The organism is Kineosporia succinea (genome assembly GCF_030811555.1).
Taxonomy (GTDB): domain Bacteria; phylum Actinomycetota; class Actinomycetes; order Actinomycetales; family Kineosporiaceae; genus Kineosporia; species Kineosporia succinea.
The window spans coordinates 4,652,052-4,673,742 of sequence record NZ_JAUSQZ010000001.1; the positions used below are offsets into that span (position 1 = coordinate 4,652,052).

At 72.2% G+C, this 21,691-nt stretch carries 15 protein-coding genes; 12 read left to right on the plus strand and 3 right to left on the minus strand.

Annotation, left to right across the window (positions count from 1 at the left end):
- Window positions 1-268: 268 nt before the first annotated feature.
- Genes J2S57_RS20225 through J2S57_RS20235 form a run of 3 tightly spaced genes read right to left on the minus strand, consistent with a single transcriptional unit; the run spans window position 269 to window position 5,075 of the window.
- On the minus strand, window positions 269-2,731 hold the full coding sequence (locus J2S57_RS20225; RefSeq protein WP_307245324.1) for a transglutaminase TgpA family protein: 2,463 nt from the start codon (window positions 2,729-2,731) through the stop codon (window positions 269-271).
- Window positions 2,728-4,086 (minus strand): DUF58 domain-containing protein, encoded by a 1,359-nt coding sequence (locus tag J2S57_RS20230; RefSeq protein WP_307245326.1) that lies wholly within the window; start codon window positions 4,084-4,086, stop codon window positions 2,728-2,730. The genes J2S57_RS20225 and J2S57_RS20230 overlap by 4 nt, the downstream gene beginning before the upstream one ends.
- Window positions 4,083-5,075: an AAA family ATPase gene (locus J2S57_RS20235; protein ID WP_307251083.1), complete on the minus strand. Its 993-nt coding sequence runs from the start codon at window positions 5,073-5,075 to the stop codon at window positions 4,083-4,085. The genes J2S57_RS20230 and J2S57_RS20235 overlap by 4 nt, the downstream gene beginning before the upstream one ends.
- Before the next feature lie 660 nt (window positions 5,076-5,735).
- Between J2S57_RS20235 and mraZ the strand changes: the two genes are divergently transcribed.
- From mraZ to ftsZ, 12 genes are all read left to right on the plus strand, one after another.
- The gene (gene mraZ, locus J2S57_RS20240) at window positions 5,736-6,167 is read left to right on the plus strand and encodes a division/cell wall cluster transcriptional repressor MraZ (protein ID WP_307245328.1); all 432 of its coding nucleotides are present in this window, start codon (window positions 5,736-5,738) and stop codon (window positions 6,165-6,167) included.
- A gap of 539 nt (window positions 6,168-6,706) precedes the next feature.
- A complete protein-coding gene (gene rsmH, locus J2S57_RS20245; RefSeq protein WP_307245329.1) occupies window positions 6,707-7,765 on the plus strand; it encodes a 16S rRNA (cytosine(1402)-N(4))-methyltransferase RsmH in 1,059 nt (352 codons plus the stop codon).
- Window positions 7,762-8,256, plus strand: coding sequence for a cell division protein FtsL (gene ftsL, locus J2S57_RS20250; RefSeq protein WP_307245331.1), 495 nt, complete (start codon window positions 7,762-7,764; stop codon window positions 8,254-8,256). The genes rsmH and ftsL overlap by 4 nt, the downstream gene beginning before the upstream one ends.
- A 146-nt stretch (window positions 8,257-8,402) precedes the next feature.
- Window positions 8,403-10,709, plus strand: coding sequence for a peptidoglycan D,D-transpeptidase FtsI family protein (locus tag J2S57_RS20255; protein WP_307245334.1), 2,307 nt, complete (start codon window positions 8,403-8,405; stop codon window positions 10,707-10,709).
- Window positions 10,710-10,740: 31 nt separating this feature from the next.
- Window positions 10,741-12,321 carry a UDP-N-acetylmuramoyl-L-alanyl-D-glutamate--2,6-diaminopimelate ligase gene (locus J2S57_RS20260; protein WP_307245335.1) on the plus strand — a complete coding sequence of 527 codons (1,581 nt, stop codon included), beginning with the start codon at window positions 10,741-10,743 and terminating at the stop codon, window positions 12,319-12,321.
- Window positions 12,322-12,498: 177 nt separating this feature from the next.
- Window positions 12,499-13,584 (plus strand): phospho-N-acetylmuramoyl-pentapeptide-transferase, encoded by a 1,086-nt coding sequence (gene mraY, locus J2S57_RS20265; RefSeq protein ID WP_307245337.1) that lies wholly within the window; start codon window positions 12,499-12,501, stop codon window positions 13,582-13,584.
- Entirely contained in the window at window positions 13,581-15,029 is a 1,449-nt protein-coding gene (gene murD, locus J2S57_RS20270) for a UDP-N-acetylmuramoyl-L-alanine--D-glutamate ligase (protein WP_307245339.1), read from the plus strand. Before mraY ends, murD begins: the two co-directional genes overlap by 4 nt.
- Window positions 15,026-16,282, plus strand: coding sequence for a putative lipid II flippase FtsW (ftsW, locus tag J2S57_RS20275; protein ID WP_307245341.1), 1,257 nt, complete (start codon window positions 15,026-15,028; stop codon window positions 16,280-16,282). The genes murD and ftsW overlap by 4 nt, the downstream gene beginning before the upstream one ends.
- Window positions 16,279-17,367: a UDP-N-acetylglucosamine--N-acetylmuramyl-(pentapeptide) pyrophosphoryl-undecaprenol N-acetylglucosamine transferase gene (locus tag J2S57_RS20280; protein ID WP_307245343.1), complete on the plus strand. Its 1,089-nt coding sequence runs from the start codon at window positions 16,279-16,281 to the stop codon at window positions 17,365-17,367. The genes ftsW and J2S57_RS20280 overlap by 4 nt, the downstream gene beginning before the upstream one ends.
- Window positions 17,364-18,917, plus strand: a complete 1,554-nt coding sequence (gene murC / locus J2S57_RS20285; RefSeq protein WP_307245345.1) for a UDP-N-acetylmuramate--L-alanine ligase — start codon at window positions 17,364-17,366, stop codon at window positions 18,915-18,917. The genes J2S57_RS20280 and murC overlap by 4 nt, the downstream gene beginning before the upstream one ends.
- Entirely contained in the window at window positions 18,914-20,047 is a 1,134-nt protein-coding gene (locus J2S57_RS20290; protein WP_307245347.1) for a cell division protein FtsQ/DivIB, read from the plus strand. The genes murC and J2S57_RS20290 overlap by 4 nt, the downstream gene beginning before the upstream one ends.
- 191 nt (window positions 20,048-20,238) lie before the next feature.
- A complete protein-coding gene (gene ftsZ / locus J2S57_RS20295) occupies window positions 20,239-21,690 on the plus strand; it encodes a cell division protein FtsZ (RefSeq protein WP_307245349.1) in 1,452 nt (483 codons plus the stop codon).
- Window position 21,691 lies beyond the last annotated feature (1 nt).

A 21,691-nucleotide genomic window follows, 5' to 3' on the forward strand; every position in this document is an offset into this window, starting at 1 on the left:
ACGAGTGCGGCGCCGCCTAGTGCTGTTTGCTGCTCGGTGAGCTCCGGTGCCCGGCCCGCCCTGTCACCGGGGTGGTCCGGGCACGATCACCCCTGCTTGCAGACGACGTGCGCACCGATCGCGGGTCGGTCACCTCACACACGTGCCCCGATCCGGAAACCCCGGGCAACCTGCGAACCAGAGCAATCCAGAACCTCCTCAGTCGTCCACACACCACGAGAAGGGCTCCCCGGGAAACCGGGGAGCCCTTCTCGTGCGTACGTGGGAATCAGCTCCGGCCGCTACCGGCCTTGTCCCGCCGACCAGGCCGACCGGATTGACCAGGCCGACCGGATTGACCAGACCGACCGGAACGGTCGGCAGGCCCCGGCTCGTCACCGGGGGTCGCCGCGGTGTCCGGGACGTCGTCGCCCTCGGCCCCTCTCCGCCGGACCCGGGACGTGATCCAGGCGCCCAGCCCGGTGAGGGCCGTGATGCCCGACGCCGGCCACAGCTTCGCCTGCCAGCGGGTGCGACTCGACTTCTGCACCGCCACTGCCCCCACGACCAGCGCCACGTCCTGGCGGCGTTCGGCGGCACCCCGGCCCGGTTCGGTCGTGGGCGGCGCGTAGAAGGCGTCTTCCAGTTCCTCGACCAGCCGGTCGAGCGCCTCCGCCTGCTCGGGGGTGAGCTCGTAGTCGTCGTTCAGGCGCTGCCGTACTGCTCGCGGGGTCCAGGACGCCGCCCAGCGCACCCCCAGGTCGCTCAGCCCGAGCCGCAGGTCGTCCCAGGCGGCGGCCGCCAGCCCGGGAGGAGTGGTGGCCTGCCGCCAGCGGTGCCGGGCGGCGATCCCGGCGGCCAGGCGCGGCAGGGCCAGGCCGAGCAGGACGACCAGGAGCACGAGCACCGGCTGCCACGGCACCGACAGACCGCCGGACGACTGTGCGCCCGCCGCCTGCTCCTGCTCCTGCGTGGCCTCCGCCTCGGCGGTACTGCTGGCGCCGTCCTCGCTGGTGTCGGGGGCGGTGGTGGTGCTGGTCTCGTCGTCGGGGCTGCTGCTGTCGTTGCCGGTGTCCGGGAGCGTCCAGTCCGGCGCCGCCTGGCCGCTGCGCGGGGTCGGCTCGAAACGCACCCAGCCGACGTTGTTGAAGTACAGCTCGGGCCAGGCGTGGGCGTCGCGCGAGGAGATGATGCGCGTGTTCTCGGCCTGCAGGGTGCCGGGCAGGAAGCCGACGGCGACCCGGGCCGGGATGCCGAGCTGACGCGCCATCACGGCCATGGTGGAGGCGTAGTGCACGCAGTACCCCTCCTTCTGCCGGAGGAAGTCGACGATGGCCTGGGCACTGCCGTCGCCCCCCTCGGACTCGGGGGCCTGCGTGTTGTAGACGAACCCGCCGCCGGTGCGGAAGAACTCCTGCAGCCGCACGGCCTTCTCGTAGTTGTTGCCGTTGCCGGCCTCGCGGCGGGCGGTCTCCTCGATCACTGCGGGCATGTCGTCGGGCAGCTGCGTGTACTTCTCGACGATGTCGTCGGGCGGCGTGGTGGCCCCGGCCAGCTGGTCGGCGGTCGGCGTGACGTTGAGGAAGTCGACCGTGTACTGAACCTGCGTGGTGTCGACCTTGTTGCCGATGACGTTCAGGGTCTCGGGGTCGTAGAGCCACTCGCCGTCGAGCCCGGTGACCGAGCGGGCGGGATAGGGCAGCGGCAGGTAGGTCTCGCGCAGCCGGTAGATCTCGATGCTGCTGGACTCGTCGCTGGTCTGCACGGCCGAGGTCAGGCCGGGCGCCTGCGGCATGCCCTCGCTGATGTTGTTGGAGCGCGGGATCTTCTTGCCGCTCGGCTTCCAGGTCTTGCCGTCGTACTCGTCGTCGGTGACGATCCGCAGCGGTTCCGGGTCGGAGACCGTGGTGGTGTAGGCCAGCAGCTCGGTGTCGACCGGGTCGTTCAGGTCGCGGCGCATGTCGAGGATCGGGTTGATCCGGGTGATCACGGTCCCGCCGTTGCCGCCGTCCCCGTCGCCCGAGCCGCCCAGCAGCTGGTTGTCGAGGCCCGGCACCACGGCCGGCACGGCCACGGCCACCGCGACCGCGGCCAGCGCCACCCGGCGCCCGCCCCGGGCCAGGCCGGTGTCACCCGCCGGCCGGGCGTCGCGCTGCCCGGCCGAGGCCAGCACCCGGCCCCAGGCCCGCACCCGGTCGCCCGCGTCGGCCGACAGCAGCAGCAGGAAGGAGGCCGCCGCGGCGAAGAACAGGTACCAGGGCAATCCGTCGTCGAGCAGGGCGGCGGGCACGCAGTACATCGCCAGCAGGGGCAGCCCGGCCAGCGCGGGCTGACGGAACGAGGTGGCCAGGATGTCGACGGCCAGCGCCACGATCCCGGTGCCGCCGGCGGCCAGCAGCACGATGCCGCGGTCGGCGTCGACCGGCGGCGACTGGCTCTGGGTGGTCTGCAGCCCGGCCTGCACCAGGTCGGCCAGCAGACGCACCGCACCGGGCGGGTCGGCGATCTCACCGCGGGCGAACAGCACCACGATCGCCAGGAACAGCATCACGGCCTGCAGGCCGATCACGGCCGGCCACCAGCCCCGGGCCAGCTGACGCGCGACGATGCCGGTCACCATCACGGTCAGCACCATGATGGCCGCGGCGAACAGCCAGGTCGTGCCCTTGATCAGGGGGGCGAGGGTGAGGGCGGCGACCAGCGCGGCCACCGCCGCCGTCACCGCCATCCGCTCGTCGGAGCCGTTGGTCATGAAGCAAACCGCCCGAAGCCGTCCGGAGAACCGTTGTGACCATTAGTAGACGCCGAAGCTGTGGCCGGCGGCACCACCTGGGCTCCACCGTCGAGCGCCGGCCCGGCCGCACCGCTCCAGACATCGCTGATCGTCTGCCGCGGGCCCGCCTCGACCACGGCCCAACCGCCCTCGCGCATCAGCGCGACCAGCCGCTGCCGGCCGGCGACGGAGCCGCGCGCCGCGTTCGGTGACCACTCCGGCGTGTCCAGCAGCACCGCGATCCCGGCGCGCCCGGCCAGCCCGAGTTCCCCGAGCCGCAGCGCCGTGGACTCGTCGATGTCACCCAGCACCGCGATCACCAGACCGCCCGCGCCGGCCCGGTGCAGCACGCCGATCGCCTCGTCGAGCACGTCGTCGTCGCCGGTCTGCACCACCGCGAGCCGCTCGAGCAGTTCGCCCGAGGCCTCGCCGGAGTGCGGGTTCGACCAGACGGCGGGGGAGCCGTCCATGACCAGCCGGATGCCGTGCTTCTCCTCGGCGAAGTGCACGGCGATCGAGGCGGCGGCGCTGACCGCCCACTCGAACGAGGACGAGGGCCCCTCGCCGCGGTGGGCGCGGGCCCGGGTGTCGAGCAGCACCGTGGCGCGCATCTGGCGGGGCTGTTCCTCGCGTCGCACCATCAGCTCGCCGCGCTTGGCGGTGGAGGCCCAGTGCACCCGGCGCAGGTCGTCGCCCTCCCGGTACTCCCGGGTGGCCACGTCGTCCTCACCGCTGACAGCCGCCGCGCGGGCCAGCGAGTCGCCCGACCCGCCCCAGGTGCCGCCCGCGGTCAGGGGAACCAGCGGGTGCAGCCGGGGTACCACGACCACGTGGTCGTTGCCGGTGAACGAGCGGGTCAGCTCGCACATCCCGAACGGGTCGGTGACGCGCAGCCGCAGCGGCCCGATCGGGTACTTGCCCCGCATGGACGCGGTGAGGGAGTAGGTGACGGCGGCGCGCTGGCCGCCGGGCATCCGGTCGAGCACGAACCGGGGCGGCGCGCCGAGCGCGGGCGGCACCCGGTCCTCGGCCAGCAGCACCCGGGTGCGCAGCGAGGCCAGGTTCTGCAGTTCCAGGCGCACCCGCATCGGGCTGCCGACCGAGACCCGCGGTGGGGTCGTGGTGCGGGTCAGCCCGATCCGGTAGTGCGCCCGGGTCAGCATGTAGACGCAGGCGAGGGGCAGTACGAGCAGCAGCACGGCGATGCGCAGGAGGTCCTGCCGGCCGAGCACGACCGCGCAGATGCCGGACGCGACCCCCGCCGAGAGGAAGGAGCGCCCCCGGGTGGTGAGGCCGGACAGCGCCGCGCGGGCCCGGGAGAGCGCGGAGGTCACGCCGGCCAGGACCCGTTGCTCGAGGTCGCGACCCGCGGGGCGGGCACCGGCACCTGGCCGAGGATCGAGGTCAGCACGTCGGCGGGGGAGCGGCGGGCCAGCTGGGCCTCGGCGCTCGGCATCAGCCGGTGCGCCAGCACCAGCGGGGCGAGTGCCTGCACGTCGTCGGGGATGACGTGGCCGCGGCCACTGATCGCGGCCCGGGCCTTGGAGGCCCGCAGCAGGTGCAGGGCCGAGCGCGGGGAGGCGCCCAGGCGCAGCTCCGGGGTGGAGCGGGTGGCCCGCACCAGGTTGACCACGTACTCCTTGATGCCGTCGGCCGCGTACACCGCGCGGGCCACGGCGATCAGGGAGCGCACGGTGTTGGCGTCGCAGGCCGGGCGCAGACCGGCGAGCGGGTCGTGCTCACCGTGGTGCCCGAGCATGTCGAGCTCGGCGTTGGCCGACGGGTAGCCCATCGACACCCGGGCCATGAACCGGTCGCGCTGCGCCTCGGGGAGCGGGAAGGTCCCCTCCATCTCCACCGGGTTCTGCGTGGCGACCACGATGAACGGGGACTCCAGCCGGTGGGTCACGCCGTCGACGGTGACCTGGTGCTCCTCCATGCACTCGAGGAGGGCGGACTGGGTCTTCGGGCTGGCCCGGTTGATCTCGTCGCCGACCACGATGTTCGCGAAGATCGCACCCGGCTTGAACTCGAACTCGTGCCGTTCCTGCCGGTAGATGCTGACGCCGGTGACGTCGCTGGGCAGCAGGTCGGGGGTGAACTGGATGCGGCGCACCGTGCAGTCGACAGCGCGGCCCATCGCCTTGGCCAGCATGGTCTTGCCGACGCCGGGGACGTCCTCCACCAGGAGGTGCCCCTCGGCCAGCAGCACCGTCACCGCGAGGTCGACCACCTCGGGCTTGCCCTCGATGACCGACTCGATCGCTGACTTGATAGCTCCGGTCACGCCCGCTAGGTACTCGAGCTCGCGCGGGCCGGCCATGGTCGTCACGTGTGCAGCCTCCGTGCCTCCGGACCTTCTCGGCCCGGGGGTGCCTGTCGTCCGGGTGTCCCGGCAGAAGTCGTGCGTTGATGAGTGCAGTGCTTGGTGCCGATCAGTCTCTCAAACGCTGAAGCATCATGCAGCGCCCCGCAGGACGGCCGGAAGCAGCCGGCGGCGCCCCACTCCGACCCACTCTTCCGGCCCAGCGGGGCAATGGTCGGTTAAGAGCCGATTGAGGACGTACGGGTGGCCACTTTCGGTGATGTGACCCGCGTCCCAGCGTGATCGCCCCCACACCTCTCCACCGGATGCCCCCACCTTCCCCCACCCGGGGGCGTCCCGGGCTCCCCGCGTCCTCCACTTTGCTCCCCGGACGCTCCCCGAAGCGCCCCCAACGCTCCCCGAAGGGGGCAAAAGCCCAAACGGGCAACGCTGTCAAGCCTGTGGACGACACCCGGACGCAAAGTGTCACCACCGCCCACTGCGACCTCCTGACCTGCGCGTTCGTGCAAGTCACGGTTGTGGAATCCGCCGTTCCGCCATTGCGTGTGGGGGGAAGTGGAGTAATGTGGAGGCCACTGGAGCGGAGAGGAGTTTCACGGATGACGCCTCACGCTCCAGCTGTTCTGAATAGGGAGGGGCGAGGGGAGGGGACCGGCGATGTTCCTCGGTACCCACACACCTCGTCTCGACGACAAGGGCCGGCTGATCCTTCCGGCCAAGTTCCGCGAGCAACTGGAGGAGGGGGTGATCGTGACCAGGGGTCAGGAGCGGTGTCTCTACGTGTTCCCGGTCGACGAGTTCTCCCGCATCTCCGAACAGTTGCGTCAGGCGCCGGTCACCAGCAAGCAGGCGCGCGACTACCTTCGGGTGTTCCTCTCCGGGGCGTCCGACGAGGCGGTCGACAAACAGGGGCGGGTCACCATCCCGGCCCTGTTGCGCACCTATGCCGGTCTGAACCGCGACTGTGCCGTCATCGGCGCCGGTCAGCGGATCGAGATCTGGGACCTGGCGGCGTGGGAGTCGTACTTGCAGGAGCAGGAACAGGCGTTCGCCGAGCAGGCCGAGGAAGTTGTCCCCGGGCTGTTCTGATGCAGACGCCACCACCCCGCAGGAGCACCACGACGACCGACCGTCCGGCCGCTTCCCCAGCCGGCTCTCCGCACGCCCCACTGTCCCGACGACTCGCCGAACCCACGCCGCACCGGCGGACGCAGGTCCGCCCGGCATCCGACCCTGCACCGGCCCCGGCCGGGTAGACCCGAGAACGGACGACGAACCCAGATCCCGAGCATCCCGGTGCCAACCTCACGGCCGATCCGATTCGCCGACGATGAGGTCTCCAGCCGCCCGAGGCGTCCTGACACACCTTCCCCGGTGTCAGGCCGCAGTTCGGTCGGAGCGGATGGAGACCTGATCGGCGGACGTCGGACGGCCGTGTCCGCGCCCGGGGTTCCTCGGGCGGGCCGGTCGTCGGCCTCCGGGGAGCCGGATCACCGAGTCCGTCACGGAATGCGGTCAGCGAGAACCCGTCCAGTGAGAACAGCAAGCCCCAGTGGCTTCCCTGCCCAGAAGTCCACCCGCGCGCCGGTCGCCCCCCGGCCGCGCCGCACCCCCGAGGGGAGGTCGCGATGACCAGCCCTGACAGCCGTCAGGCCCGCCCGGCCGACACCGCCGAGGCCCACGAACGCCACATCACCGTCATGCGCGACCGGTGCGTCGAGCTCCTGGCCCCCGCTCTCGACAAGCCCGGATCGGTCGTGGTCGACGCCACGCTCGGGATGGGCGGTCACAGCGAGGCCCTGCTCACCGCCTGTCCGCAGGCCACCCTGGTCGGCATCGACCGCGACCCGCAGGCCCTGGAGCTGGCCGGCCGCCGGCTGGCCGGTTTCGGCGACCGGGTGCGCCTCGTGCACGCCGTCTACGACGAGATCCCCGAGGTCCTCGACGAGCTCGGCCTGCACCGGGCCGACGGCGTGATGATGGACCTCGGCGTCTCCTCCCTGCAGCTCGACGAGGTGGAGCGGGGCTTCGCCTACTCCGTCGACGCACCGCTCGACATGCGCATGGACCAGACGACCGGCACACCCGCGTCCGAGATCCTCAACACCTACAGCGCCGGCGACCTGGTCCGGATCCTGCGCGACTACGGCGAGGAGCGCTTCGCCAAGAAGATTGTCTCGGCCATCGTGCGGGAACGGGAGGTGACCCCGTTCACCACCAGCGCCCGGCTGGTCGACCTGGTGCGGGACAACGTCCCGGCCGCCACCCGCCGCACCGGTGGCAACCCGGCCAAGCGCACCTTCCAGGCGCTGCGCATCGAGGTCAACGCCGAGCTCGAGGTGCTGCAGCGGGCCGTGCCCGCGGCGGTGGACGCGCTCGCCGTCGGCGGGCGCATCGCCGTGCTCACCTTCCAGTCGCTGGAGGACCGGATCGTGAAGCGGGTCTTCGCCGACCAGGTGCGCAGCACCACGCCGCCCGGCCTGCCGGTCGAGCTGGAGGGTCACTCGCCCCGTATGCGTCTGCTGACCCGCGGGGCCGAGTTACCCCCGGAGTCGGAGATGGAGCAGAACCCGCGCGCCGCCTCGGCGAAACTGCGCGCGGCCGAACGGATCCGGGAAGCCCACGGGGGTACCACCACGAGGCGGCGCGCCGGCGACCGCCGGGCACGAGGAGGGGATGCGGCATGAGCACGAGCACCGCGACCGCAAGGGTTGCACCGGAATCGGTTCCGTCCGGCCCGAACGCCCGGCCGAACCTCCGGCAACCCGCCCGGCCGCCGCTCCGTGCCGCCCGTCCGCGTCTGCGGGTCGTGCCCGCGCCCCGGCGGTCCAAGACCGGCCTGGCGGTGCTGTGCGTCGCCCTGCTCGGCGCCGGTCTCCTGGCCCTGCTCCTGCTCAACATCAGCATCGGCAAGGGTGCCTACGAACTCAGCGACCTGCAGACCCAGCAGCGTGAACTCGCCGAGCAGCGGCAGGCTCTCAGTGAGCAGGTCGAGGCCGAGGGGGCGCCCGGGCGGCTCGCCGCGAAGGCGAAGAAGCTGGGGATGGTCCCGGCCAAGAACCCGGCCTTCATCGATCCCGAGGACGGCACGGTGAAGGGCGAGCCGGAGGCGGCCGACGCCCCGGCGCCCGAGGAGACCTCGAAGAAGCCTGCGACGAAGGTCGACTCGTCGCGATGAGCTCGCGTGGTGGTGGCGCCGCCGCCCGGTCGGGGGCCGGGTACCCGCGGCGCCCCACCACCGGCTCGGAGCCGAAACCAGTCAGGAAGTCCGTGCCCGGTGCGTCCGGCACGTCCGGAACCGTGTCGGGAAGTGCCAGGAACGCCATGCGTGGGGATGCAGCCCAGGCCCGCCAGCAGCCGGGACGTCAGCCGTCGGGACGCCCGCAGCCGGGCCGTCAGCAACCGGGTCGTCAGCAGCCCGCCCGTCAGCCGGCGGCGCGCAAGACGGAACCGGCGCGCAAGACGGAACCGGCGCGCAAGACGGAACCGGCGCGCAAGACGGAACCGGCCCGCAAGACGGAACCGGCCCGCAAGACGGAACCGGCCCGCAGGACCGGGGCGGCCCGCACGGGGGAACCGGCCCGCAAGCCGGCTCCCCGCCGGGGCGCCGGAAAACCGGTGCCCGGCAACCCGACCCGGACCGGCGCGTCCGCCAAGGCCCGTCAGCTCGCGCCCCGCAACCCTGCTGCCCGCAAGCCGGTCGGCCGTAAACCGGTCAGCCGTAAACCCGCGCCCCGCAAGCCGGTCCGCAAGGCCGCCCGCACCCTGACCCGCTCGGCCCTCGGCCCGGCGGTGCGCACCGCGCGCACCCAGGCGCGACGCCGCCCGGGTGGTCGCGGACCGGGTGGTCCCGGTGGCCCGCGGCGTCCTCTGCTCGGCCCGCCCCGCGCCGGTGAGCCCGACACCCGCCTGCGCTGGGTGGCCGCGGCCGTGGTGCTGGTCTTCGTGGTGTTCGCCGGAAGACTCGTGCAGCTGCAGGCTTTCGACGCCGACGAGCTCTCGGCCGAGGCCCTCCAGAACCGCTCCACCACCCGGTCGCTGCCCGCCCACCGCGGTGACATCGTCGACACCAACGGCAGCGTGCTCGCCACCACCATGGAACGCCGCAACATCACGGTCGACCAGACCCTGGTGCCCGAGTACCAGGCGAAGGCCAAGGTCCCGGAGGACGAGAAGGGTGTGATCGGCGCGTCGCGGGCCCTGGCCGACGTGCTCGACCTGCCGGTGAAGGACGTGGCCCAGCGCCTGGCCGGCAACAAGCGCTTCAACTACGTCACGAAGGACGTGGAACCCACCGTCTGGCGTGACGTCTCGGCCCTCAAGATCCCCGGCATCTTCAGCGAGCAGGCCAGCCGGCGCAACTACCCGGCCGGCACCGTCGCCGCGAACGTGCTCGGCTACATGAACACCGAGGGCGCCGCGGCCGGCATCGAGAAGTCCCAGGACTCGCTGCTCAGCGGCACCGACGGCACCGTCACCTACGAGCGCGGCAGCGGCGGCCAGCAGATCGCCACCGGCCTGACCACCCAGACCGACCCGGTCGACGGCAAGGACGTCCAGCTCACCATCGACCGGGACCTGCAGTGGAAGGCCCAGGACGCACTGGCCGCCACGGTCAAGGAGTTCGACGCCGCGTCGGCGACCCTGGTGGCGATGAACAAGAAGGGCGAGATCCTGGCCCTGGCCGAGGCGCCCACCTACAACGCCAACACACCGAACAAGGCCGATCCCGACAACCTCGGGAACCGGGCCCTGACGCAGGTTTTCGAGCCCGGCTCGACCAGCAAGGTGATCACCGCCGCGGCTGCGATCGAGGAGGGCGTGGTGAAGCCCTCCAGCAGGATCACCGTGCCCGGTCTGCTCGACCGCGGTGCCGCCGGGGTGATCCGCGACTCCGAGGCGCACGGCACCGAGAAGCTCACGTTCGCCGGGGTTCTCGCCAAGTCCTCGAACATCGGCACGGTCAAGGTCGGCGAGAAGATGTCGTCGCAGACCATGTACGACTACCTGACCAAGTTCGGCCTGGGCAGCAAGACCGGCGTCGGGCTGGCCGAGTCGGCCGGCATCCTCGGCACCCCCGACGAGTGGGACGGGCGCACCCGGCTCAACGTCATGTTCGGGCAGGGACTGTCGGTCACCGCGCTGCAGTCGGCCGACGTGTTCGCGACCATCGCCAACGACGGGGTGCGCGTGCAGCCCAAGCTGGTGAAGGCCGTCACCGGCGCCGACGGCAAGCTCGAGCCGGAGCCCGAGGGCAAGAAGACGCGCGTCGTCAGTGCCCGTACGGCCCGGCAGGTCCGGCTCATGATGGAGAGCGTGGTCGGCGAGGGGGGCACCGCCTCGAACCTGAAGATCCCCGGCTACCGGATCGCGGGCAAGACCGGAACCGCACAGGCCTACGACGACGAGTGCGGCTGTTACAGCGGGTACACGGCCAGTTTCGTGGGGATGGCCCCCGCCGACGACCCCGAACTGGTGGTGGCCGTGTTCGTGCAGCAGCCGAAGAAGGCGCACTACGGCGGCACCGTCGCCGGGCCGGTCTTCCAGCAGATCATGTCCTACGGCCTGACCTCCCTCGGGATCGAGCCGACGGGGACGAAGAAGCCCGACGTCGCCCTCGAGTGGTCCTGAGTGGCCTTCAAACTCGGATAGATTCACGACCGTGCCGGCCCCGTCGCGCGAACCCGCGCCCGCCCGTTCTCTCGCTGATGTCGCGAGCCTTCTCGGCACCACCGTGCCGGACACCGCGAGTGATGTCGTGATCACTGGTGTCTGCCTCGACTCCCGGGCCGTACGGCCCGGCGATCTGTACGCGGCACTGCCCGGAGCACGCACCCACGGCGCGAGATTCGCCGCCGGTGCCGCCGGGCTGGGCGCCGCCGCGGTGCTGACCGACCCCGAGGGGGCGGCGCTCGCCGCCGACGGCGCGTTACCCCTGGTGATCGTGCCGAACCCGCGTGAGGTGCTCGGCGACCTGGCCGCCTGGGTGTTCGGCCGCCCCGCCGAGAAGATGCTGACGTTCGGGGTCACCGGCACCAACGGCAAGACCACCACGACGTTCCTGCTCGACGGCGCGCTGCGCTCGGCCGGGCGGCCGTGCGGCCTGATCGGCACGGTGATGACGCGGATCCTCGACGAGCAGGTCGACAGCGTGCGCACCACCCCGGAGGCCCCCGACCTGGCCGCGCTGATGGCCACGATGGTGGCGCGGGGTGTCGAGGTCTGCTCGATGGAGGTCTCCAGCCACGCCATCACCCTCGGCCGGGTCGACGGCATCCGCTTCGACGTGGCCGGGTTCACCAACCTCAGCCAGGACCACCTCGACTTCCACCCGACCATGGAGCACTACTTCGCGGCCAAGGCCGAGCTGTTCACACCGGCCCGCTCGAAGCAGGCCGTGATCTGCGTGGACGACGAGTGGGGCCGCCGTCTGGCCGCCGAGGCCTCGGTCCCGGTGGTGACCTTCACCACGGCGCCCGGGGGCGAGGCCGACTGGTCGGTGTCCGATGCGCGTCCTCACGACGGCGGCATCGACTTCGTCCTCACCGGGCCCACGGGCGTCCGGCTCGACGCCCGCTGCCCCCTGCCCGCCGACTTCAACGTCGCGAACACCGTTCTGGCGCTGCTCATGCTGGTCGCCGCGGGTACCGAGCCGGCCGACGCCGCGCGCTGGCTGGCCTCGGCGCCCGCCGTGCCGGGTCGCATGGAGCTCATCGCCCGGCGCGGCCCGGGGCAGCCCCTGGCCGTCGTCGACTACGCACACACCCCCGACGCCGTGGCCACCGCGTTGCGCGCCCTGAGGCCCTCGCTCGGCGCCTCCGGCGGGCCTCTGGTGGTGGTGCTGGGCGCCGGTGGCGACCGCGACCGCGCCAAGCGCCCCAAGATGGGGGCCGAGGCCGCGCGCCACGCCGACGTCGTCGTCGTCACCGACGACAACCCACGCTCCGAGTCACCCGCCGACATCCGCGCCTCGGTGCTCGAAGGGGCACGATCGGTGAGGGGCGGTGCCGGTGAGGTGATCGAGGTCGCCGACCGCCGTGCGGCCATCGAGACCGCCGTCGCCCGGGCCGGGGCGACGGGGATCGTGCTGGTCGCGGGCAAGGGCCACGAACGGGGTCAGGAGATCGAGGGGGTCAAGCACCCCTTCGACGACCGCGAGGTGCTGGCCGGCGTGCTCAACCGCACCGAAGGCCCGGCCGGCGGCCCGGCCGCGGTCCCGGTGGCTCAGGGGCGGAACCGGTGACCCGCAGCCGTCCCGGGGTCGATACGGTGAGCGGCGGCGTGAGCGCTACGGGCCCCGTCAACGGTACGTACAGGAGACCTTCCGTCTGATGTCCGGCACCCCTTCTGCTTCCCCCGGCCGAACGCCGGCCCCCGCACTTCCCGAACCCCACCTGACGAGAGAGACCGAGGCAGCGTCGTGAGAACGGTCCTGATCGCCGCGGCCGTGTCGCTGATCTGCGCACTGTTCGGAACCCCGTGGTTCATCCGGTTCCTGGTCAAGCGCCGCTACGGCCAGTTCGTCCGGGACGACGGCCCCACCTCGCACCACGTCAAGCGCGGCACCCCGACCATGGGCGGCGCGGTGATCATCGCGTCCACCCTGATCGGTTACACGGTGGCGCACGCGGTCACGCTCGACGGCCCGACGATGTCCGGCGTCCTGGTGCTCTACCTGATCGCCGGTCTGGGCCTGGTCGGGTTCCTCGACGACTTCATCAAGATCAGCCGCCAGCGCAGTCTGGGCCTGACCGCCGGCGGCAAGCTGGCCGGCCAGTCGTTCGTCTCGATCTCGTTCGCGGTGCTGACCCTGCAGTTCCCGGACAGCGGGTTCCGCACCCCCGGCACCACGGCCATCTCGTTCATCCGCGACACCGCGGTCGACCTGGCCTTCGCCGGGCCGATCATCGGCCTGATCCTTTACGTGATCTGGACGTACATCATCATCGCGGGCGCCAGCAACGGCGTGAACCTCACCGACGGGCTCGACGGCCTGGCCACCGGCGCGAGCGTGATGGTGTTCGGCGGTTACGTGATGATCGGCATCTGGCAGTCCAACCAGTCGTGCCAGCTGGCCTCCGGCGCCGGCCCGCAGTGCTACGAGGTGCGCGACCCGCGTGACCTCGCGGTGGTCGCGGCCTGCGTGATGGGCGCGTGCTTCGGCTTCCTGTGGTGGAACGCCTCGCCCGCCAAGATCTTCATGGGTGACACCGGTTCGCTGGCGCTCGGCGGTGGCCTGGCCGGCCTCGCCGTCACCACCCGCACCGAGCTGCTGCTCGTCCCGCTGGCCGGCCTGTTCATCATGATCACGCTGTCGGTCATCATCCAGGTCGGCTCGTTCAAGCTCACCGGTAAACGGGTGTTCCGGATGGCCCCGTTGCAACATCACTTCGAGCTGATGGGCTGGGGTGAGGTCACGATCGTCATCCGGTTCTGGATCATCGCCGGTCTCTTCGTGGCCCTCGGCCTGGGTGTCTTCTACGCGGAGTGGGTGGTCGGCATATGAGCAACCCTCTGGACAACGAGTGGAACGGCCTGCGGGTCGTCGTCGCCGGCATCGGCATCTCGGGTTTCGCCTGCGCGGACGCGTTGCTCGAGCGGGGCGCGCAGGTGGTCGTGGTGGACGCCGACGGCACCGGTTCCAAGCGGGAGCGCGGCATCGTGCTCGACACCCTGGGCGCCGACATCCGCCTGGGCCCCGAGCACGTGAGCGCCCTGCCCGAGGTGAACGGGGAGCCGGCCGAGCTGCTGGTCCTGTCGCCCGGCTGGTCCGACGACGAGCCGGTGCTCGTGCAGGCCCTGGCCGCGGGCATTCCGGTCTGGGCCGAGGCCGAGCTGGCCTGGCGCCTGCGCCCGGCGAAGAACCCGGCCCCCTGGCTGACCGTCACCGGCACCCGCGGCAAGGCCACCACCGCCTCGATGCTCGCCACCGTGCTGAGCGCCGACGGCCGGCGGGCCACCTGCACCGGGCAGGCCGGTACCTCACTCCTGGAATCCGTACTGCACCCGGAGCCGTACGACGTGCTCGCCGTGCAGCTGTCGGCGTTCCAGCTGCGCTGGAGCTCGAGCCTGTCACCGCTGGCCTCGGTCTGCCTGAACGTGGGCCCGGCCGACGACAGCGCGGCCGACCGCGGCCGGGTCTACCAGAACACCCAGGTCGCCTGCGTCTACAACGTGGCCGACGAGGGCACCGAGGCGCTGGTGCGCGAGGCCGACGTGGTCGAGGGCGCCCGGGCCATCGGTTTCACCGGGGGAGTGCCCGCGGTGAGCATGCTCGGCCTGGTCGAAGACGTGCTCTGCGACCGGGCGTTCGTGCCGCAGCGCAGCACCTCGGCGGCCGAGCTGGGCACGATCGAAGACGTCCGCACGGCCGGGGCCGGGGTGCTGGCCGCCCACAACGTCACCAACGCGCTGGCCGCGGCCTCCCTGGCCCGCGCCTACGGCGTCGCGGTGACCGCGGTGCGGGACGGCCTGCGCCACTACTACCCGCTCCCGCACCGGCTGAACCTGCTCGAGAAGCGGGCCGGGGTGGAATGGGTGGACGACTCGGCGGCGACCGACGCGTTCGCGGCGGCGGCCGGGCTGTCCAGTTTCGAGACGCCGGTCTGGATCGCGGGTGGCTACGGCACCGCGCCGTCCGACCTGGACGCCGTGGTGGAGAAGTACGCCGGGCGTCTGCGCGGCGTGGTGCTGCTGCCCGGCGACGGCACGCCCGCGCTGCGGGAGGCCCTGGGCCGACACGCCCCGGATGTCCCGGTCCTCGATGCCGTCGTCCCCGAGACTGAGCCGATGACCGAGACCGTTCTGGCTTCCGCCGTGGCGCTGGCCGCCGGTCTGGCCCGCCCGGGCGACACCGTGCTGTTCTCCCCGGTGTTCGGAGCGGCCGCGGGAGAACCCTTCTCGGCCCGTGGGCAGGCCTTCGCACTGGCGCTGAAAGACGTGCCCGCGTGACGGTCGCCGACCCGCCCTTCGAGGGTGTCGGCCCCCGGTCGCTGCACCGCGTCACGGCCCGGCTGAACTCCCCGCTCACCTCGTACTACCTGGTGTTCGGCGCCACCGTGGCGCTGACCTGCATCGGCCTGGTCATGGTGCTGTCCAGCTCCAGCGTCGAGTCGATCGCCTCGGGCAGCTCGCCGTTCACCGAGTTCTGGCGGCAGGCCATGTTCGCCGCGATCGGTGTGCCCGCGATGTTCGTGGCGATGCGGGTGCCGGTGCGGATGTGGCAGGTGCTGGGCTGGCCGCTGCTGCTCGCGTCATTCCTGCTGCAGATGCTCACGTTCGTGCCGGGCATCGGTATCGGCACCAACGGCAACCGCGGCTGGATCATGATCGCCGGCTTCACCCTGCAGCCCGCCGAGGTCGGCAAGTTCGCGCTGATCGTCTGGGGTGCCACGGTTCTCGTGCGGAAGCGGCCGCTGATGGACCAGCCGCTGCACGCCCTGATCCCGCTGGTGCCGGGCGCCGGGGTGCTGCTCATGCTGATCCTGGGCGGAAAAGACCTGGGCACCGCGATGGTCGTCATGGCGATCATGGCCGGCCTGCTCTTCGTCGCGGGCGCCCCGATGCGCATCTTCGCCTTCGCCTCGGTCGGGCTGCTGCTCGGCATCGTGGTGATGGCCAGCACCGAGAACCGGCGCGCCCGCATCGGCACCTGGCTGGAGGGCTGCTCGGCGAGCAACCCGAACGTGCTCGACTCGTGCTTCCAGAGTGTGCACGGCCAGTGGGCGATGGCTTCCGGCGGCTGGTGGGGCGTGGGCCTCGGCGCCAGCCGCGAGAAGTGGGGCCTGCTGCCGGAGGCCCACAACGACTTCATCTTCGCCATCGTCGGCGAGGAGCTCGGCCTGGTCGGGACGCTGCTCGTGATCGGCCTGCTGATGACCCTGTGTCTCGGCCTGGCCCGGATCGTGCTGCGCACCGACGACCTGTTCGTCAAGATCGCTACTTCGGGAGTTCTGATCTGGGTGGTCACCCACTCCGTCATCAACATCGGTGGGGTCGTCGGCCTGCTGCCGATCGTCGGGATGCCGCTGCCGCTGGTCTCCAGCGGCGGCACGGCGCTCATCACGATGCTCGCGGCCCTCGGCATGGTGCTCGGGTTCGCCCGGCGCGAGAGCGGTGCGGCCGAGGCGCTGGCCGCCCGGGCCGGGCTGGTGCAGCGTTCGCTGGCCGTTCTCCCGGTGCGTGGGGAGGCCCGTAACCGATGAGCCTCTCCGTCGTCCTGGCCGGTGGCGGTACCACCGGTCACATCGCCCCCCTGCTCGCCCTGGCCGACTGCCTGCGCCGTCGCGACCCGGACACCCGCATCACCGCGCTGGGCACCGCCGAGGGCCTGGAGGCCCGGCTGGTCCCGGCGGCCGGCTACCACCTCGAGGTCATGCCCCGGGTGCCGATGCCGCGCAAGCCCTCGGCCGAGGCGCTGCGGCTGCCCGCTCGGCTCAAGGCGGCCGTCGACAGTGCCGCCGCCGCTCTCGAGGACGCGGACGTGCTGGTCGGTTTCGGCGGGTACGTGTCCTCACCGGCGTACATCGCGGCGTACCTCAAGAAGGTGCCGTTCGTGGTGCACGAGGCCAACGCCCGCCCGGGCCTGGCCAACAAGCTCGGCGCCCGCTTCACCCCCTACGTCGGCGTGACCTTCCCGGGCACGCCGCTGCGCGGGGGCCAGGTCATGGGCCTGCCGCTGCGCACCCAGATCACCGGTCTCGACCGCTCGGCGCAGCGCGAGACCGCGCGCGTGGCGCTGGGTCTGAAGCCGAACCAGACCACGCTCTTCGTCACCGGTGGTTCGCTGGGCGCGCAGCAGCTGAACGACACGTTCGGCGCCAGCGCCCAGCTGCTGACCGACGCCGGCATCCAGGTGCTGCACACCTCGGGCCGCGACAAGCAGGTGCCGTTCGCCGGCGAGCAGCCGCCCGGCTACGTCGTCGCCCCGTACCTCGACCGGATGGACCTGGCCTACGCCGCCGCCGACGTCGTGGTCTGCCGCTCCGGTGCGGGCAACGTCAGCGAGGTCACGGCGCTCGGCCTGCCCGCCGCCTACGTGCCGCTGCCGATCGGCAACGGCGAGCAGCGGCTCAACGCCGAACCGGTGGTGCGGGCCGGTGGCGGCCTGCTCATCGACAACGAGGCGTGCACCCCCGACTGGGTGCGCACCACCCTCCTGCCGCTGCTGAGCGACTCCGGTCGCCTGAGCGCGATGGGGGACGCGGCGGCCCGGTTCGGGATCCGCGACGCCGACGAGCGGCTCGCCTCGATGGTCGAGGTCGCGGCTTCCAGGGGAGGACGGCGATGAGCAGGACACCTGAGGTTCCGGGCAAGGCGGACCCGACCCCGAGCGTGCCCACCACGGCGGGCGCCCGGGTGGGCGGTCGCCTCAGCGGTGAGGCCGCGGTGACGGACGCGGCCGGGGCCCCGATGGTCGACGAGCCGATCCTGGCCGCGCACCTGATCGGTATCGGCGGCGCGGGCATGTCGGGCATCGCCCGGCTGCTGCTCGCCCGCGGTGTCGTGGTGTCCGGCAGCGACAACCGCGACAGCCCGGTGCTGGCCGCGCTCCGAGCGGGCGGTGCCGCCGTGTTCATCGGGCACCGGGCCGACCAGGTGCCCGCCGGTTCCACCGTGGTCATCTCGTCGGCGGTGCGCCCCGACAACCCCGAGCTGGTCGAGGCCCGCGACCGCGGCCTGAAGGTGCTGCACCGCTCCCAGGCGCTGGCCGCGCTGATGACCGGCCGCCGCCCGGTCGCGATCGCCGGCACCCACGGCAAGACCACCACCACCGGCATGACCACCGTGCTGCTGCGCGAGTGCGGGCTCGACCCGTCGTTCGCGATCGGCGGCGAGCTGACCGAGGGCGGGCAGGGCGCGCACGACGGCGCCGGCGACATCTTCGTGGCCGAGGCCGACGAGTCCGACGGCTCGTTCCTGCTGTACAAGCCCGAGGTCGCGGTCATCACCAACGTGGAGCCCGACCACCTCGACCACTACGGCAGCCAGGAGGCGGTCGAGGCGGCGTTCGCCGAGTTCGCCCAGCGGGTCGTGCCCGGTGGCATGGTCGTGGTCTGCGGTGACGACCCGGGCGTGCGGCGTGTGCTCGCCGGTGTCTCCGAGGCGCTGGCCTCGCACGCGGTGCGGGTCTGTCACTACGGTCTGGACGCCGACAACGACGTGCGCCTGGTCGACGTCGAGGACACGCCCGACGGCGTGCGTTTCGCGATCGAGGCACGCCCCGACGGCACCCGCATCGGCCCCGTGACGCTGCGCGTGCCCGGGGTGCACAACGCGCTGAACGCGGTGGCCGCCTGGTGCGTCGCCCGGCACTTCGGGGTCTCCGGGGCACCCGCGCTGACGGCGGTGCGCAGCTTCGGCGGCACCCGCCGCCGCTTCGAGGACAAGGGCACCGAGGGAGGGGTGCGGGTGGTCGACGACTACGCGCACCACCCGACCGAGGTGCGCGCGGTGCTCAAGGCCGCGCGGGCCGTGGTGGGGCAGGGCCGGGTGCTGGCCGTGTTCCAGCCGCACCTGTTCAGCCGCACCCGGATCTTCGCCGAGGACTTCGGCGCCGCCCTGTCGCTGGCCGACGAGGTGGTGGTGCTCGACGTGTACGCCGCCCGGGAGGACCCGGAACCCGGTGTCACCGGGGAGCTCGTGACGAAGGCGGTGCGGCTGCCCGAGGAGCAGGTCGCCTACCGGCCGACCGCCACGGCCGCGGTGGACGAGGTGGTGCGGCGGGCGCAGAAGGGCGACCTGGTGCTCACCCTCGGCGCCGGCGACGTGACCGCCCTGGGCCCGGCCATTCTCGAGGCCATCCGTTCCGCCGGCGACGGCGAGCAGCAGCCGGCATGACGCCGTCCTCCTCCTCGAGCGGGCCGGGGCGCCGCCCTGCCCGGGGACCGGCCGGCCGGGGGTCGTCCCCCCGTCGCAAACCGAGCCCACCCGCGTCCTCGGGCAAGTCGTCCTCTGCCCGTAAGCCCCCGAAACCGGCCGCCCAGCCGCCGAAACCACCGGCGCGCCAGCAGCCGGCGAAGAAGCAGCCCGCGGCGAGGAAGCCCCCGGCCGCGAAGAAGCAGCCGGCCGCGAAGAAGCCGGCCGCCCGCAAGCCCGCGACCGGCCGGCCCGGTGTGCGCCGGCCGGTCACCGCCAGCCGTTCCGCCGGACTGCTCCCGCCGCCCACGCGTCCCGTGGTCTCGCAGACGTCGGCGCAGCGGTTCGCCGCGAAGGTGCGCGCCCGCCGTCGCCGACGCACCCTGACCACCTCGCTGGTCGTGGTGGTGCTCGCGGGGGTGGGCTGGCTCGCGTTGCTGTCGCCGTGGGCGAAGGTCGAGCGGGTCACGGTCAGCGGGCTCGACCGGATCAGCGAGTCCCAGGTGCGCGGTTACACCGACACCGAGATCGGGCACGCGATGCTGCTGGCCCGCACCTCCGACGTGAGCGCCCGGCTGGAGAAGCTGCGGCTGGTGAAGAACGTGTCGGTGAGCCGGGTCTGGCCCGGCACGATCCGCGTCGTGGTCACCGAGCGGAAGCCGGTGGCGGCTCTGCCGTCCGAGAAGGTCGCGGCCAACACCACCGACGGCAAGAAGCCCAAGAAGACCGTGCAGATGATGCAGCTGGTCGACGACGAGGGCGTGGTCGTGGAGACCCGGCCGGTGTCCGAGCTGCCCGGCGACCTGCCCCGGATCGAGGTGGCGCTGGGGGAGAAGCAGAGCGTCGCCAACCTGCGCGGGACGCTCGCGGTGCTCAACGACCTGCCCGACGACCTGGCGGACCGGCTGCGCTCGATCGGCACCGACTCCCCGGACGGGATCTGGCTGAAGCTGTCGGCCCCGGTCGAGGGCGCGAAGAACCGCACGGTGACGGTGCGCTGGGGGGACGCGGAGCAGAACGGGACGAAGGCTCGCGTGCTCACGGCGCTGCTGAAGCAGAAGGCGAAGACCTACGACGTGCGCGCTCCGGAGATGCCGAGCACCGCCTCGTAGCGGTCGGCGGACGGTGGGTGACCGGCGCGTTCGGCGCTCATGGTCTTACTCACCCGGGCGACACACCGGCGAGGTCGTTGAAAGGCCCCGGGTGGGCACCTACGTTCGCTTATCAGTACAGGCTGACATAACTATAACCCTCCAGTTGAGGGTTAGGGTCTAAGGATCCGGCGAGCGAGAGGCATCCCGACGTGGCAGCTCCGCAGAACTACCTCGCGGTCATCAAGGTTGTAGGTATCGGTGGCGGCGGCGTCAACGCAGTCAACCGGATGATCGAGGTGGGACTCAAGGGCGTCGAGTTCATCGCGATCAACACGGATGCACAGGCGCTGCTGATGAGCGACGCCGACGTCAAGCTTGACGTCGGCCGTGAGCTCACGCGCGGCCTGGGCGCCGGCGCCGATCCCGAGGTCGGCCGCAAGGCCGCCGAGGACCACGCCGAAGAGATCGAAGAAGTGATCAAGGGCGCCGACATGGTCTTCGTGACCGCCGGCGAGGGTGGTGGCACCGGTACCGGTGGCGCGCCCGTGGTCGCCCGGATCGCCCGTTCGCTCGGTGCCCTGACCATCGGTGTGGTGACGCGCCCCTTCACCTTCGAGGGCCGGCGCCGTTCCACCCAGGCCGACTCGGGCATCACCTCCCTCCGCGAGGAGGTCGACACCCTCATCACCATCCCGAACGACCGGCTGCTGTCGATCAGCGATCGCCACGTCAGCGTGCTCGACGCCTTCCGGTCGGCCGACCAGGTCCTGCTCTCCGGTGTGCAGGGCATCACCGACCTGATCACCACCCCGGGCCTGATCAACCTCGACTTCGCGGACGTGAAGTCCGTGATGCAGGGGGCGGGCAGCGCGCTCATGGGGATCGGGTCGGCCCGCGGCGAGGACCGCGCGATCCAGGCCGCCGAGACCGCGATCTCCTCGCCCCTGCTCGAGGCCAGCGTGGACGGCGCGCACGGCGTGCTGCTCTCCATCCAGGGTGGTTCCGACCTGGGCCTCTTCGAGATCAACGAGGCCGCCCGGCTGGTGCAGGAGGCCGCCCACCCGGAGGCCAACATCATCTTCGGTGCGGTCATCGACGACGCCCTCGGCGACGAGGTGCGGGTCACCGTGATCGCGGCCGGTTTCGACGGCGGCACCCCGGTGAAGCGTCGCGACGAGAACGCGCTCGGCCAGGTGAGCGGGCGGCAGCAGTTACCGTCGTCCGGCCAGGCCCAGCAGCCGCAGCAACCACCGCAGCGGCCCGCGCACTCCCAGCCGCCGACGACGCTGCCCACCCCGGCGCAGAACCAGTACGCGCAGAGCCAGTACCAGCAGCAGCCGGGTCTGCACGGTCAGCACCCGACCGGTCAGCTCCCGCCGGTGCCGCAGCAGCAGGCCGTGCCCGCGCACTCCGGCAGCCCGCTGACCAGCAACGGTTACGCCCCGTCGGGCAACCACGGCTACGCCCAGCCGACGCCGCTGAACCCGCCGGAGCCGGAGCCCGAGGCTCCGACCGGTGAGCAGGCCACGCAGTACGAGGCCCCGAAGGACCCGACGCCGACCCCGCCACGGGTCATCGAGGTGACGGACCCGCGTCCGCGCACCCCGCGTCCGATCGTTCTGGACGACGACGACCTCGACGTCCCCGACTTCCTCAAGTAGC